The sequence below is a fragment of the Mycobacterium ulcerans subsp. shinshuense genome, from assembly GCF_002355775.1.
Classification (GTDB): Bacteria; Actinomycetota; Actinomycetes; order Mycobacteriales; family Mycobacteriaceae; genus Mycobacterium; species Mycobacterium marinum.
The window spans coordinates 3,128,869-3,144,425 of the sequence record NZ_AP017624.1; the positions used below are offsets into that span (position 1 = coordinate 3,128,869).

The following is a 15,557-nucleotide window of genomic DNA, read 5'->3' on the forward strand; positions in this document are numbered from 1 at the left end:
TGGGCAGGTGTCCGGTTCTCCCGACCCCCTCGACTTCGAGGCGCTCGAAGCTGCCGGAATCGCTAACCCCCGGGAGCGGGCCGATCTGATCAAGTACCTCGATGACCTTGGCTTCACCCTCGAGGAAATGGCCGAGGCCGAACGGCGGGGACGGCTATTCGGCCTCGCCGGCGATGTCCTGCAATGGCCAGGCCCCCGATCTACACCCTGACGGCCGCCGGCGAGCAACTCGGGCTATCTGCCGACGACATCGCTCACATCTGGGCCCTGCTAGGTCTCACCGTCGCCGGTCCCGACGTACCCACCCTGAGCCAGGCCGACGTCGATGCGCTGGCAACCTGGCTCGCCGTGAAATCGGTGGTGGGTGAGGACGGCGCGTTCGGGCTGTTGCGGGTGCTCGGCGCGGCCATGGCCCGGCTGGCCGAGGCCGAATCGACGATGATCCGCGCGGGGACACCGGACATCCAAATGACGTACACCAATGACGAACTGGCCACGGCGCAGGCCTACCGCGCGGTCGCCGAGTTTGTCCCCCGCATCGGCACCCTGATCGACATCGTGCACCGCCATCACCTGACCAGCGCCCGGACTCACTTCGAAGGCGTCACTCGTGATGCATCGGCCAGCGTGGTGTGCGGCATCGGTTTTGCCGATCTGTCGAGCTTCACGGTATTGACCCAAACGCTGACGCCGACGGAGCTACAGGGCCTGCTCAACGAGTTTGGCGCGGCCGTAGCCGACGTGGTGCACGCCGACGGGGGCCGGATGGTGAAGTTCATCGGTGACGCGGTGATGTGGGTTAGTTCGACACCACAACGGCTCGCGCAGGCGGCGGTCGACCTGGTCCACCACCCCAGAGCACGCGAAGAAGGATTGCAGGTGCGGGCCGGACTTGCCTACGGCACCGCACTGGCCATCAACGGGGACTACTTCGGCACGCCGGTCAACTTGGCCGCGCGTCTGGTGGCGGCCGCGGCGCCGGGACAAGTCCTCGCCGATGCGGCGTTGCATGACCAACTGCCGGATTGGCCCACGATCCCCCAGGGCCCATTGACGCTCAAGGGATTTGACGACCCGGTGAATGCATTCGAACTGCAAGGCAGCGCCGATCGACCAGACGGTGGGCAAGCAGGCCCGCGCTGCGGTGACTAGGGTGATTGCCCGTGACCGCCGAATCGGGTGACCAAATCCCCACCGTCCATGTCGCCACCTCGTTGCCGAAGCGTGGTGTGAGTTCATCCGTGCTGATCGTGCCGGTCGTCTCGACCGGCGACGATGAGCATTCCGGCGAGCGGCCAGGCGCCGTCGTCGCCTCCGCGGAGCCATTCCTGAGCGCGGATGCGATCGCCGAGATCGAGGCGGGCCTGCGGGCCCTGGACGCTACCGGCGCCAGTGACCAGGTGCACCGGCTCGTGGTGTCGTCGCTTCCGGTGAGCAGCGTGCTGACGGTGGGCCTGGGCAAACCCCGCTATGAGTGGACACCGGACGCGGTGCGTCGTGCCGCCGGCGCTGCCGCGCGTGCGCTCGGCACTGCGAAGGCAGTGGTGACCACGTTGGCGGACTTGCCCGGCGACGGTGTCTGCGCCGCGGCCGTCGAGGGTCTGATCCTGGGCAGCTATCGGTTCAGCGCCTTCCGTAGCGCCAAGACGGCACCCAAAGATGCCGGGCTGCACAAGATCACCGTGCTGACGACGGCCAAAGACGCCCGGAAGCACTGCGCGCACGGTGCAGCCGTGGCAACCGCCGTCGCCACCGCCCGCGACCTGGTGAACACGCCGCCCAGCCACCTCTATCCCGCCGAGTTGGCGCGACGGGCCAAAGTTCTGGGCGAGTCGGTCGGACTCGAAGTCCAAGTGCTCGACGAGAAGGCACTGCAAAAAGCCGAATACGGCGGGCTGGTCGGTGTCGGTCAGGGCTCGTCCCGCCCGCCGCGGCTGGTGCGGTTGACCCACCGGGGATCGCGGCTGGCCAAGAACCCCAGACGGGCCAAGAAGGTCGCCCTGGTCGGCAAGGGAGTGACCTTTGATACCGGCGGGATCTCGATCAAGCCGGCCGCGTCGATGCATTACATGACCTCGGACATGGGTGGCGCGGCCGCGGTGATCGCGACCGTCGCGCTGGCGGCCCAGCTGGAGTTGCCGATCGACGTGATCGCCACGGTGCCGATCGCCGAAAACATGCCTTCGGCCACGGCACAGCGGCCCGGCGACGTGCTGACGCAGTACGGCGGAACCACGGTCGAGGTGCTCAACACCGACGCGGAGGGCCGGCTGATCCTGGCCGATGCCATCGTTCGGGCGTGTGAGGACAACCCGGACTATCTGATCGAGACCTCGACGTTGACCGGAGCCCAGACCGTGGCCTTGGGTGCGCGTATCCCCGGAGTCATGGGCAGCGACGAGTTCCGCGACCGGGTCGCGGCGATCTCCCAACAGGTGGGTGAGAACGGTTGGCCCATGCCGCTGCCGGACGAACTCAAGGACGACCTGAAATCCACGGTGGCCGACCTGGCCAATGTCAGTGGGCAGCGCTTTGCCGGCATGTTGGTCGCTGGGGTGTTCTTGCGGGAGTTCGTCGCCGATGCGGTGGACTGGGCACATATCGATGTGGCCGGCCCGGCGTACAACACCGGTAGCGCCTGGGGCTACACGCCCAAGGGAGCCACCGGCGTGCCGACCCGCACCATGTTCGCGGTGCTCGAGGACATCGCGGCTAACGGCTGAACCCGCAGCGCGAAGATCGCGAAACTCCTGCCACCGCAAATACCGCCGGTTTAGCCAAGGAGCACAGCGGTTAGTCCGGTCACCGACGGCGATACTGCGGCCCATGGCCGGACTGTGACTGTGCGACGGTTGATCATCGCCGTAGCCGCCGTGCTCTTGGTGGCTGGCGCGATTGGGCTGTTGGTGCCGGTGACGGCATCCAAGGGCGACGGCGGCTCCGTGTCTTGCGGCAGCGGCCTGGCGGCTGACCTGTCCGCAGCGGGGACGCAAACAACAGCAATGGCGCCAACATACCGATCCCCAACCAGGTCATCCCGCACACCGACGTCGTCGCGCAATGCCAGTCGGCGGTGTCCAGCAGGGGCATGTGGGCGATACCGCTGGCGGTCATCGGGGCCGGCGGAATAGCCGGCGCGGTGCTCGCGCGGCGGTCCGAAGGTGCAGCGGCGAGCGTCTGACGCGTCAGATGACCCGCATGCGTGCGGTGCTTCGCAGCGCCGGGGGCAGCACTCGGGAGATGCCGTAGAGCGCGTAGGCCTCCGGAGCTACCGGCCGGATCGGCTTGTTCTTCTTGACGGCGGACACAATCGCTTTGGCGACCTTGTCCGGCCCATAGCTGCGCAGCGCAAACATCTTGTCGATCTGTCCACGCCGGCCGTCCAGTTGGTCGCCGCCTTTGCCGGGCGGCGCGTCGAAGCGGGTGGTGTTGACGATATTGGTGTTGATGACGCCGGGACAGATGGTGGTCAGGCCGACATCGGCCGCATCGAGTTCGGCACGCAGACAGTCCGAGAACATGAACGTCGCCGCCTTTGAGGTGCAGTAGGCGCTCAATGACTGCAGCGGGGCGTATGCGGCCATCGACGACACATTGACGATGTGGCCTCCGGTACCGCGCTCAACCAGACGCTGACCAAAGGCTCGGCAGCCGTTGACCACACCACCCAGGTTGACGTCGAGCACCCGGTCGAACTGCTCTGCGGGAGTGTCCAAGAACCTCCCCGCCTGGCCGACGCCGGCGTTGTTGACGACGATGTCGGGCAGCCCGTGCGTGGCGCTGACCTGATCCGCGAACGCCTCGACCGCCTCGGTGTCGGATACATCGAGCACATAGGGGTGGGCAACACCACCGCGCGCGGCGATTTCGGCGGCGGTGTCCTTCACGGTGGCCTCGTCGATGTCGCTGAGCACAACTTCGGCGCCCTCGCGCGCGAACGCGAGGGCGGTTTCCCGGCCAATTCCGCTGCCCGCCCCGGTGACCGCCACCAGGGTGTCACCGAAGTACTTGCGGGGACGGCCAACCTGGGCCCGCAGCAGAGCGCGGCTCGGCGGCTTGCCGTCAACCAGGTCGGCGAAGTCGTGCACCGCTGCCGCCATCACCTGCGGATGCGACATCGGCGAAAAATGACCTGCTTTGATGTCGCGGCGCCACAACCGCGGCACCCAGCGCGCGGTTTCGTCGTACCCGTAGGGCCGCACGTAGGGGTCCTTGGTGTTGACGATGAGTTGCACCGGCACGTCGATGACCGGCACGCCGCGTGTGCGCGACTGCCGAGAAAAGGCCCGAAAGTAGTTAGCCGGATAGGTCTTCACCGAGTTGGCGGCATCGCTGGCCAAGTTGTGGGAATGGTGAATCTGGTCGAGGGGAAGGTTGTCGACCATGTTGCGCCGAACCGAGGCACGCGACAGCGTCGCCCGCAACACCAGCGGGGCCAACACCGGCACCGAGAACAGCGCCATGTAGCTCAACCGCAGCGCCTGGGTGAGTGCGCGAGCAAAGGTTTTTGGCCGCCACGGCTGGCGCAGACCGCCGAATATGTAGTTGACCAGCTGGTCCTGGCTCGGGCCGGACACCGACGTGAACGACGCGACCCGATCGGCCGCGCCGGAGCGGGTCAAGTAGTCCCAAATCGCCACCGAACCCCAGTCGTGACCCAGTACGTGTACCGGCTGGCCGGGGCTGAGCGCTTCGATGACGGCGGCGAAGTCGTCGGCCAAACACGCTGTGGTGTAGGCAGAAACGGCCTTGGGGGCCGACGACAGGCCGACACCGCGATTGTCATAGCGCAGAATCCGGAACCGTTCGGCCAAACGCGGAACGACCCCGTCCCACAACACGTGAGAGTCGGGAAAACCGTGCACGAGCACCACCGTCGGGCCGTCGGGGTTGCCCTCTTCATAGACAGCGATCCGCACGCCACCAACGCTGTCGACGAACTGCTGGGGTGCTTGTTTTGTTGCCGGCATCGGACCTCCGCCCACCTGCGACTTGTTATGCCAATCAGTCGCCACACCGTAGCAAGCGCCATACACAAGCCCCGCGGGCCAAGCGCCACGCCCTGGGTGCGAGCCGACCAAGCGACAGTGACAGGATAGGTTTCGAGATCAACTTGGGTTCCGTACCTGGTGCACGACTGTGTGGTAAGCCAGAGGTCGGCCTATGCCTACCGACGACCGATCTAGGAGTCAAAAACGATGGCCTTCTCAGTCCAGATGCCGGCACTCGGTGAGAGCGTCACCGAGGGAACCGTCACCCGGTGGCTCAAGCAGGAGGGCGACACCGTCGAGATCGACGAGCCACTGGTTGAGGTTTCTACCGACAAGGTCGACACCGAAATTCCCTCGCCGGCCGCCGGCGTGCTGACCAAGATCGTCGCCAAGGAGGACGACACGGTCGAGGTCGGCGGTGAGCTCGCCATCATCGGCGATGCGGCCGAGAGTGGCGGCGGCGATGCGCCGTCCCAACCGGAGCCCGAGGCCGAGCCCGCCGCGGCGGCTCAGCCCGAACCGGAGGCCGAGCCCGAGCCGCAACCCGAAGCCAAACCCCAATCCGGAGGCTCGTCGGCTGCTGGTGGCGACGCGACCCCGGTGCTAATGCCCGAACTGGGCGAGTCGGTGGCGGAGGGCACCGTAACTCGCTGGCTGAAGAAGGTCGGGGATTCGGTTCAGGTCGATGAAGCGCTGGTGGAGGTGTCTACCGACAAGGTGGACACCGAGATCCCGTCACCGGTGGCCGGCGTCCTGCTCAGCATCACCGCCGAGGAGGACGACGTCGTCCAGGTCGGCGGCGAGTTGGCACGGATCGGCTCCGGATCTGCGGCCGCCGCACCGCCCGAGTCCAAGCCGGCCCCCGCCCCCGAGGCGGCCCCCGAAACCAAGGCCGCTCCTGAGCCCAAGGCCGCGCCCGAGCCCAAGGCGGCTCCCGAGCCCAAGGCGGCTCCCGAGCCCAAGGCGGCTCCCGAGCCCAAGCCTGCGCCCGCGGCAACGCCGCAGCCCGCGGCCGCCCCGGCACCAAGTGCGGGCGACGGCACCCCCTACGTGACTCCCCTGGTCCGAAAACTGGCCGAGGAGAACAACATCGACCTCGACTCGGTGACCGGCACCGGTGTCGGCGGTCGCATCCGCAAGCAAGACGTATTGGCCGCTGCCGAGAAGAAGAAAGAGCGACCAGAGGCCAAGCCAGCGGCTGCTCAGGCTTCGGCTCCCGCCTCGCCTTCGAAGGCGGCAGCCCCGGCTGCGGCCGCGGCGCTGGCACACCTGCGGGGCACCAAGCAGAAGGCCAGCCGGATTCGGCAGATCACCGCGATCAAGACCCGCGAATCCCTGCAGGCAACCGCGCAGCTCACTCAGACCCATGAGGTCGACATGACCAGGATCGTGGCGCTGCGGGCCCGGGCCAAGGGGTCCTTTACCGAGCGGGAGGGTGTGAACCTGACCTTCTTGCCGTTCATCGCCCGTGCCGTGATCGACGCCCTCAAGATCCACCCGAACATCAACGCCAGCTACAACGAGGAAACCAAGGAGATCACCTACTACGACGCCGAGCACCTCGGGTTCGCCGTCGACACCGACCAGGGCCTGCTCTCCCCCGTGATCCACAACGCCGGCGATCTGTCGCTGGCCGGGCTGGCACGGGCGATCGCCGACATCGCCGCCCGCGCTCGATCGGGCAACCTCAAGCCCGACGAGTTGTCCGGCGGCACCTTTACCATCACCAACATCGGCAGCCAGGGCGCCTTGTTCGATACCCCGATTCTGGTGCCGCCGCAGGCCGCCATGTTGGGTACCGGGGCGATCGTGAAACGACCGCGAGTGGTCGTCTACGACACCGGCAACGAATCGATCGGCGTCCGCTCCGTGTGCTACCTCCCGCTGACCTACGATCACCGCCTGGTCGATGGTGCTGATGCGGGACGTTTCCTCACCACCATCAAGCACCGCCTCGAAGAGGGAGCTTTCGAGGCCGACCTGGGGCTCTGAGAGCGTGGGCAAAGCCGTTGTCGCCATAGCGGGTTCGTCTGGATTGATCGGCTCGGCGTTGGCAGCGGCACTACGCGCGGCCGATCACCGCGTGCTTCGGATCGTGCGCCGAACTCCGGCCAATTCCGAAGAGCTGCACTGGAACCCCGAAAGCGGCGAGTTCGATCCCGACGCACTCACCGATGTCGACGTCGTCATCAACCTGTGTGGCGTCGGCATCGGCCGCCGCCGCTGGTCAGGCGCCTTCAAACAGAGCCTGCGCGATAGCCGGATCACACCCACCGAAGTGCTCTCCAGCGCCGTCGCCGACGCCGGCGTGCCCACCTTGATCAACGCCAGCGCGGTGGGCTACTACGGGGACACCCGCGACCGGGTGGTCGACGAAAACGACCCAGCCGGAATGGGATTTCTCGCCCAGCTGTGCGTGGACTGGGAAGCCGCCACGCTACCCGCCCAATACGCCGGCACCCGGGTCGTATTGGCGCGCACCGGCCTGGTGCTGGCCCCGGCGGGAGGCACCCTACGCCCGTTGCGCCCGGCGTTCTCAGTGGGACTCGGCGCCCGGCTGGGCAGCGGCCGCCAGTACATGGCATGGATCAGCCTCGAAGACGAGGTGCGCGCGCTGCTGTTCGCCATCTCCAACCCGACGTTGTCAGGCCCGGTCAACATGGCTGGGCCCGCGCCGGTAACCAATGCCGAATTCACCACCGCCTTCGGACGCGCGTTAAACCGCCCAACCCCGTTGATGCTGCCCGGTTTCGCGGCGCGCGCCGCCCTCGGCGAGTTCGCCGACGAAGGCCTGCTGATAGGCCAACGCGCCATCCCCACCGCACTCGAGCAAGCCGGTTTCCAGTTTCACCACAACACAATTGGTGAAGCGTTGAGCTACGCCACAGCACGCCGCGACCAGATCTCGCACAACTCCGGACACCGCGAGCATGCTCGGCGGAACCCGCCACCAGGGCGGGCCAGGTGCCAAGTCGCCCCACCGACTACTGCGCAAACGGACCGATCGGCCCCTGCGTGTCATGCCGAAGACACACAACCAGCTCAACAGCAGGGCTAAAGGGAAGTGCGGCGGATATAGGCGCGTATGGCGATAGGAGCCAATAGTGCGGTCAGAACTATCGAATAGATCAGCGTGGACAATGCCGGATGATGCAGTGGCAATAGCGCGCTTGGCGGCGCCATTGGCTCATCGATGGTGAGCTTGCGCAATGCCAGCGCCAAGGATGAGAGCGGATTCCATTCGGCAATCACGCGCAGCGCGTGCGGCATAGGCTGTGTTGGCACAAAGCAGTTCGATATGGAAATAATTGGCAGCGTTATCAAGAACACCGCAGCACCAACTACCTCCACAGTCCTGACCATCAAGCCAACCACCATGCCCAGCCACATAAACCCGACACCGAAAACTAGTACCAGCACGAAAGCCAGCACAGCATCGGCCAGGCTGCCGTGCATCCGCCACCCAATGAGCATGCCACTAATACCGATCAGAATGTATACGATCGCCGCGTAGAGCAGCGAGACCAGGCCGCGCGCGATCAACGGCGCGGAATTAGATATTGGAAGCGAACGGAATCTGATAAAGACGTCATTTTCGACATCCGCAGAGATCGCCGCCCCCACAAGTATTATTGTCGCTACTATCGCCTGCGCCTGGATACCCGGCAACAGGTATTCACGGTAGTGCGGTGCCGCGTTTTCGCTGATCGATCGTCCAACAATAAATGTGAATAACAACATGAACGCAATGGGCTGCAATAGCAACTGCATGAGCGCCTCTGGCCTTCGCCTGACTCTGATCAGGTTACGCTCGAGCATTACCCAGACCTGCCACGCAACGCTAGAACTATGCGCCTCGGGCCGACACACAGTGTGACGATGACGTGTGGATACATCCCGGAAAACGATCATGCCGAGTCCCCCTTCCAGGGCTCCGGCGTTGTTGATTAGCAGGCTTGTGAGCTGGGTTGATGATCTTTGGTGCCGCGCTATTGGGGCCGGAGTGTAGGCACGGGCTATCTGGAGAACGATCGAGTTGGTTACTGTTCGTCGTTGGTCTGGAGTTGCCCGTGCCTACCGTTTCAGTATTGCCTGTGTCGTCGGTTCCAGAGGTGTTCGACCGCTGGAGTCCTGGTGAGCGCAGCGGGCTCATCGGATCGGAGTTTCTCGATGTGTTGGCCTCGGTGCCAGACCCGAGGGGCCCACGCGGTCGGAGGTATTCGCTGATGGCTTTGTTGGCGATCGCGGTTCTGGCCACTGCCGCGGGGATGCGCGGCTATGCTGGTTTTGCCACATGGGCGGCCACCGCTCCCGATGATGTGTTGGCCCAATTAGGGGTCCGGTTCCGGCGGCCCAGTGAGAAGACCTTCCGCGCTGTTTTGTCTCGGCTAGACCCCGCCGACCTCAACGCCAGGATGGGCAGTTACTTCACTGCACACGTGGCCAGCAGCGACCCCAGTGGATTGGTGCCGATCGCGTTGGACGGCAAGATGCTGCGTGGTGCTTTACGCGCCAAAGCGACAGCCACGCATCTCGTGTCGGTGTTCGCCCACCGTGCCCGATTGGTGCTCGGTCAACTCGCTGTCGCCGAGAAAAGCAATGAAATTCCCTGCGTACGTGCCCTGCTCACGCTGCTGCCGGGTAGCTTGCGGTGGCTGGTCACCGTGGATGCGATGCATACCCAGGTCGTCACCGCGAAGTTGATCTGCGCCACCTTGAAGTCGCACTACCTGATGATCGTCAAGTCCAACCAAGCCAAAATACTTGCGCGTATCACCGCGCTGCCCTGGGCCGAGGTGCCCGCAGTCGCTACCGACGACTCCCGCGGCCACGGCCGTGTCGAGACCCGCACCCTGCAAATCATCACCGCTGCACGAGGAATCGGCTTCCCCTACGCAAAACAAATCATCCGGATCACTCGTGAACGCTTGATCACCGCCACCGACCAGCGCAGCGTGGAGGTGGTCTATGCCATCTGCAGCCTGCCGTTCGAGCACGCCCGCCCTACCGCGATCATGGCCTGGATGCGTCAACACTGGGGAATCGAGAACAGCCTGCACTGGATACGCGACGTCACCTTCGACGAAGACCGTCAAAGGGCACATACCGGAAACGGCGCACAGGTCCTAGCAACGCTACGCAACACCGCGATCAATCTGCACCGCCTCAACGGCGCCGACAACATCGCCGAAGCCTGCCGGATCACCGCTTTGACCGCCAACCGCCGCCTAGACCTCCTCAATCCACAATTCCCCAGCTCACAAGCCTGCTAATCAACAACGCCGGAGCCCTGGCACACCCTGTGAGATTGGAATGAGCAGAATCATTTGCTCCGAGCGACTTACGCGCCAGTGACGATCACCGGCAAGCACCTGCAGGTTTCGGCGGCGCCGGGGGCACTACGCGGCGGGCGTTATTGCGTTGGCCAGGTGCCGGGACGTGTAGTTCACCAGCGTGGGCACCAGCCCCCCCGAATTGGGTGCCACCGAGCGTCAGGTTGATTGGGATGTCGACCCCAAGAATCTCCAGCGGCACCGTCGCTGTAATCGGATGCGGCGGAACCAAAAGCCCTTGGAAGGGAAGGTGAATGACGACCGGTATGTTTAGCGGCCCGAGGACTGGCACATCGAAGGTCACCGGCAACGACATGTCGACAATCGTTTCGCCATTGAGGAAGCCGTCCAAGACGACCGCCGGCGCGTCGATTAGGCCACCGACCACCATGAACGGGTTCCCGGTTGCTACGCCAGTGCCAATCGTTGTCCCGGCGGTGGCCAGTCCGTCGAGACCCGCAACCGGCGCGCCCGCGACACCGAAGAGGATCGACAACGGCAGACCGAAGTTAGCGTCGAGTACAAGTGCGGGCGGATCCAAGGTTCCGGAGATCGTCGTCGAAATGCTGGTATCGGTAAGCGCATTGAGCACGTTGGCGAGGTTGTGAGTCATCTGCGCGGGAATCGAGCCGGCAGGCAACAGGTTGCTGAAGCCCTGAACATCCTGCCCGGGGAGGGCCAGGATCGGGAACAGGTCCGCTACCGGCCCCAGCAATCTGATGTCGTTCAAGTTGCTGGTATCGAATCCGGTGATGAAGACATTGAGCAAGGCCTTCGTCGCGTCGTTGACCGCCAGGTTGTAGTTGCCGGCCGCGAACGCCTCGTAGGCTGGCTGCATGTCGGCCGGGAAGCCGGCCAGCCCGATCTGAAGGTCCTGACCCGCTTCCGAGAGCGACGTGCCGATCGTGTGGAAGTCGTTCATCGTGCCGGCGACGAACTGCTGAGCGTAGAGGCCGGGGTTGAAAGCTAGAAATCCCTGGATCCCGGTCTCGATGTTTTCCGGCAGGTGTGCCAGCTCAGTGGGTAGGTTCTGGATCGCGAGGCTGAGATCCTGCCCGAGCGTGTACGCATAGCCCTGCTGATTGGCGATCACCTGACGCAGCAACGGGAATGGGTCTTCAGACCATGCTGTGCCGAGGGCATTCAGGTTCGAGCTGGTGTTCTCAAAGAGTTGCTGCCAGGCACCGCCAGGCGCAGGTGTTGTGGTTGTGTCCCCGGAGGACGGGAACAGACCCGGTAGCAATGTCTGCAGGCCGCTCAATCCGGGCAGACTAGTGAGGGCGCCCGTGATGCCGCCGATCTGATCAGACAGCAACACGGCGCCGTCGCCGCCGATCAGAGCGGATGTGACGACGCCGATCTCCCCTCCGACACCGTTGAAGAACGGGCCCAAAGGTCCGGAGCCGACGAGCGAAGTCAGCACGCCATTGCCCCCCACCAGCGGGCCAAGGAGCCCACCAGTGCCCCCGAACAGGATCGGGTCCAACAGCCCCCCGCTACCACCGAGGATCCCGCCAACGCTTCCGCTACCTCCTGAGCTAGTGCCGAGGATCGATCCCAGAAGCCCGCTGAGAGGATCGGCGGCAGCGGCCGCACCGCCGTTCAGCGATTGGCCGAGCAATGCTTCGACGTTGACGACCTCGGCACTCAGATAGCTTGCAGCGCCACCGTTCAACAAGCGCACGAGCTCGGCATGAAACGCTGCCGCTCGGCCGTTGAGAGCCTGAAATTCCTGCCCATACGCACCGAAGAGGTGCGCGATGGCCGCCGATACCTCATCGGCGGCCGCAGTCGCCACGCCGGTTGTTGGCCCTGCGGCCGCCTCTGCGGCCGCCCCGAGCGTCGAGCGGATGCCCGCCAAATCTGCCGCCGCTGCCGTCACCATCTCCGGATCAGCGATCACGAACGACAAAGTCAGCCCCCCTCGTTGCCCAACGCGTGACGCACGGCGCAGGGCGCGGGTACCCAGAGGGTGTCAGCCCCAAACCTGTTAGGCGAAGAATTGGCCGCAGGAGATTGGAGCCACGAATCTGTTCGAGGCATGCCAAGACAACCGGATGGCCGTGGTTGCGGCTCTCAGTCAACGCGACACCGTCACCGCCGGAGCCGACCACCACGTCGCGCCTGACCGTGCATCGAGGCCCACACGGACAGGTTCGCGTCATCTACTAGCTGAGCTTGATCGCATCCGCTAGCTGCGCGGACGCGCTCTGCAGGCCAGGGATGAGGCCTCCAAACTCCGTACCATCGAGGGTTATATGTTGAGTGACCGGCGGCGTATGCGGGAGCACCCGGAACACTATGGTCGACTCCACAGGCTGCAGCGGAGTCAAAATCCACCAATCGGGATCGCTGACGTCAACGACTCTGTTCCAGAAATGGGCGACAGGTAGGTCGGCAGATCCAGCGTTATCGTCCCTTCGCCATTGAGGAACCCGTTGGCGATGACGGCAGGCGCATAAACAATGGCACCGAATGCCCCCGCGACATCGCCAGCCTGGACCGCATCAATAAAGGTCGTCGCACTTTGCAAAGCTGCTTGACCGGTGACGATCGGCGCCCCCAGCGCATCAAGAGCAAGCGTCAGAGGAAAACCAGTGGTGAACGATGGGTTCAACAAGGAGATGTTGGCCATGATCGATGTGTCGGTAACCGTCTGTAGCACGTTGGTCATGTTCTGCGAAATCTGACCGGGGATGGTGGTCATGGGCAGGAGATCACCCAAGGCGCCCTGCACGGTAACAACTGGCACATTGGTGTAATCGAAGCCGTTAAAGACCAAACCGAGGTAGCCCTTCCCCAGGATCTCGACCGCTCCACTGACATTGCCGGTCATGAGTGCTTGGAAGGCCCCCTGGTAGGCCGCCGGCAACGCCACCAATCCCGCCCCGAAGTCTTGGACCGAGTTCGACAAGGACGTAAACACCGTATTGGCGTAGGTCTGTTGGTTGGCGATGAATTGACTCAGGAAGGGCGCCGGATCGGCATTCCAGGTGGCGCCGATGGCTTGCAGGTTGGTCCACGTGTTGTCGAATAGGGTCTGGTAGGCACCCAGGGCTCCGGCGTTGTTGATTAGCAGGCTTGTGAGCTGGGGAATTGTGGATTGAGGAGGTCTAGGCGGCGGTTGGCGGTCAAAGCGGTGATCCGGCAGGCTTCGGCGATGTTGTCGGCGCCGTTGAGGCGGTGCAGATTGATCGCGGTGTTGCGTAGCGTTGCTAGGACCTGTGCGCCGTTTCCGGTATGTGCCCTTTGACGGTCTTCGTCGAAGGTGACGTCGCGTATCCAGTGCAGGCTGTTCTCGATTCCCCAGTGTTGACGCATCCAGGCCATGATCGCGGTAGGGCGGGCGTGCTCGAACGGCAGGCTGCAGATGGCATAGACCACCTCCACGCTGCGCTGGTCGGTGGCGGTGATCAAGCGTTCACGAGTGATCCGGATGATTTGTTTTGCGTAGGGGAAGCCGATTCCTCGTGCAGCGGTGATGATTTGCAGGGTGCGGGTCTCGACACGGCCGTGGCCGCGGGAGTCGTCGGTAGCGACTGCGGGCACCTCGGCCCAGGGCAGCGCGGTGATACGCGCAAGTATTTTGGCTTGGTTGGACTTGACGATCATCAGGTAGTGCGACTTCAAGGTGGCGCAGATCAACTTCGCGGTGACGACCTGGGTATGCATCGCATCCACGGTGACCAGCCACCGCAAGCTACCCGGCAGCAGCGTGAGCAGGGCACGTACGCAGGGAATTTCATTGCTTTTCTCGGCGACAGCGAGTTGACCGAGCACCAATCGGGCACGGTGGGCGAACACCGACACGAGATGCGTGGCTGTCGCTTTGGCGCGTAAAGCACCACGCAGCATCTTGCCGTCCAACGCGATCGGCACCAATCCACTGGGGTCGCTGCTGGCCACGTGTGCAGTGAAGTAACTGCCCATCCTGGCGTTGAGGTCGGCGGGGTCTAGCCGAGACAAAACAGCGCGGAAGGTCTTCTCACTGGGCCGCCGGAACCGGACCCCTAATTGGGCCAACACATCATCGGGAGCGGTGGCCGCCCATGTGGCAAAACCAGCATAGCCGCGCATCCCCGCGGCAGTGGCCAGAACCGCGATCGCCAACAAAGCCATCAGCGAATACCTCCGACCGCGTGGGTCCCTCGGGTCTGGCACCGAGGCCAACACATCGAGAAACTCCGATCCGATGAGCCCGCTGCGCTCACCAGGACTCCAGCGGTCGAACACCTCTGGAACCGACGACACAGGCAATACTGAAACGGTAGGCACGGGCAACTCCAGACCAACGACGAACAGTAACCAACTCGATCGTTCTCCAGATAGCCCGTGCCTACACTCCGGCCCCAATAGCGCGGCACCAAAGATCATCAACCCAGCTCACAAGCCTGCTAATCAACAACGCCGGAGCCCTGGGTAGGCACCGCCGACTGCAGCGGGGCTGCTCGCCGCCGCCGACAGAGCCATCGGGGCCGCTAGCGCGGTAGGCACCTCACCGCCCCAGGCGCCCGCAACTCCCGGCAGCCCACCGAATATTCCCGGCAAGCCGCCCGCGCCGCCAGTACCGGCTTCAGCAAGCAAATAGCCCCAGGCGTCATACACCGGAGCACCGCCATCGCCGCCCTTGCCACCGTCGCCCCACAGCAACCCGCCGCGGCCCCCGAGCCCGCCGGGCATAGACGGCGCTCCCTTGCCTCCGGCACCGCCGGTACCGATCAAGCCAGCGGCCCCGCCGTTACCGCCGGGCTGACCGGGGCCGCCGGGCGCCCCGTCGCCGCCCTTGCCCATCAAGATTCCACCGGGCCTGCCATCGCCGCCGGCCGCCGTCGCGTTGGCCCCGTCGGCGATCAGCGACCGTCCCAGCAGCATTTGCGTCGGCGCATTGACCACCTTGAGCAATTCCTGCATCGGCGGCCCGAAGACCGAAGAGTTCAACGCCTCGGCGCTGACATATGCCGCAGCGCCGCCACTCGGCAAACCCTCGAACTCGGCTTGAAACGCCGCCGCTTGGGCATTGAGCGCTTGAAATTCCTGCCCATAGGCACCGAACACTTGAGAAATCGCCGCCGACACCTCGTCACCGGCGGCGGCCACCACCGCGGTCGTGGGACCCGCGACTGCCGCACTGACTTCGCCTAACGCGGAGCGGATTGCCGTAAGGCTTTCCGTGGCCGCGCTAACCATCTCCGGCTGCACAAGTAGAAACGACATCCTTGGCTCCTCTCGCCCC

7 protein-coding genes and 5 pseudogenes are annotated in these 15,557 nt (G+C 64.5%); 6 read left to right on the forward strand and 6 right to left on the reverse strand.

Annotated elements, in window-relative coordinates; translation table 11 throughout:
* Window positions 1-7 precede the first annotated feature (7 nt).
* The 3 genes and pseudogenes from SHTP_RS14050 to SHTP_RS29010 all read left to right on the forward strand — a co-directional run bounded on the left by SHTP_RS14050 (window position 8) and on the right by SHTP_RS29010 (window position 3,181).
* A pseudogene (locus tag SHTP_RS14050) lies at window positions 8-1,152 on the forward strand (adenylate/guanylate cyclase domain-containing protein).
* A gap of 11 nt (window positions 1,153-1,163) precedes the next feature.
* Window positions 1,164-2,723: a leucyl aminopeptidase gene (locus SHTP_RS14055; RefSeq protein WP_172900548.1), complete on the forward strand. Its 1,560-nt coding sequence runs from the start codon at window positions 1,164-1,166 to the stop codon at window positions 2,721-2,723.
* 114 nt (window positions 2,724-2,837) lie between these two features.
* Window positions 2,838-3,181 (forward strand): annotated as a pseudogene (locus SHTP_RS29010) (aminopeptidase).
* Between the two features lie 4 nt (window positions 3,182-3,185).
* Here the strand turns inward: SHTP_RS29010 and SHTP_RS14065 are convergent.
* The gene (locus SHTP_RS14065) at window positions 3,186-4,970 is read right to left on the reverse strand and encodes an SDR family oxidoreductase (RefSeq protein ID WP_096370922.1); all 1,785 of its coding nucleotides are present in this window, start codon (window positions 4,968-4,970) and stop codon (window positions 3,186-3,188) included.
* A 228-nt stretch (window positions 4,971-5,198) separates the two neighbouring features.
* Between SHTP_RS14065 and sucB the strand changes: the two genes are divergently transcribed.
* Together sucB and SHTP_RS14075 are read left to right on the forward strand one after the other, a co-directional pair.
* On the forward strand, window positions 5,199-6,983 hold the full coding sequence (sucB, locus tag SHTP_RS14070) for a 2-oxoglutarate dehydrogenase, E2 component, dihydrolipoamide succinyltransferase (protein WP_096370923.1): 1,785 nt from the start codon (window positions 5,199-5,201) through the stop codon (window positions 6,981-6,983).
* Between the two features lie 4 nt (window positions 6,984-6,987).
* Window positions 6,988-7,884, forward strand: a pseudogene (locus SHTP_RS14075) (TIGR01777 family oxidoreductase); the annotation flags it as partial.
* 161 nt (window positions 7,885-8,045) lie between these two features.
* Here the strand turns inward: SHTP_RS14075 and SHTP_RS14080 are convergent.
* Window positions 8,046-8,810 (reverse strand): ABC transporter permease, encoded by a 765-nt coding sequence (locus tag SHTP_RS14080; protein WP_096370924.1) that lies wholly within the window; start codon window positions 8,808-8,810, stop codon window positions 8,046-8,048.
* 251 nt (window positions 8,811-9,061) lie between these two features.
* Here SHTP_RS14080 and SHTP_RS14085 point away from each other — a divergent pair, with 251 nt between their 5' ends.
* On the forward strand, window positions 9,062-10,264 hold the full coding sequence (locus SHTP_RS14085; RefSeq protein WP_420873008.1) for an ISAs1-like element IS2404/ISMul1 family transposase: 1,203 nt from the start codon (window positions 9,062-9,064) through the stop codon (window positions 10,262-10,264).
* Between the two features lie 126 nt (window positions 10,265-10,390).
* On the opposite strand, the pseudogene SHTP_RS30035 reads toward SHTP_RS14085, so the two are convergent.
* The 4 genes and pseudogenes from SHTP_RS30035 to SHTP_RS14105 form a co-directional block, all read right to left on the reverse strand.
* Window positions 10,391-12,236 (reverse strand): annotated as a pseudogene (locus SHTP_RS30035) (PE family protein).
* Between the two features lie 417 nt (window positions 12,237-12,653).
* A complete protein-coding gene (locus tag SHTP_RS14095) occupies window positions 12,654-13,238 on the reverse strand; it encodes a hypothetical protein (RefSeq protein ID WP_231991640.1) in 585 nt (194 codons plus the stop codon).
* A 158-nt stretch (window positions 13,239-13,396) separates the two neighbouring features.
* Window positions 13,397-14,599, reverse strand: a complete 1,203-nt coding sequence (locus tag SHTP_RS14100) for an ISAs1-like element IS2404/ISMul1 family transposase (RefSeq protein WP_420873007.1) — start codon at window positions 14,597-14,599, stop codon at window positions 13,397-13,399.
* A gap of 135 nt (window positions 14,600-14,734) precedes the next feature.
* Window positions 14,735-15,538: pseudogene (locus tag SHTP_RS14105) on the reverse strand (PE family protein); the annotation flags it as partial.
* Window positions 15,539-15,557 lie beyond the last annotated feature (19 nt).

Coding starts and splice junctions, on each gene's coding strand:
- SHTP_RS14065 (WP_096370922.1), bottom strand. CDS start 4,970: ATGCCGGCAACAAAACAAGCACCCCAGCAGTTCGTCGACAGCGTTGGT.
- sucB (WP_096370923.1), top strand. CDS start 5,199: ATGGCCTTCTCAGTCCAGATGCCGGCACTCGGTGAGAGCGTCACCGAG.
- SHTP_RS14080 (WP_096370924.1), bottom strand. CDS start 8,810: ATGCTCGAGCGTAACCTGATCAGAGTCAGGCGAAGGCCAGAGGCGCTC.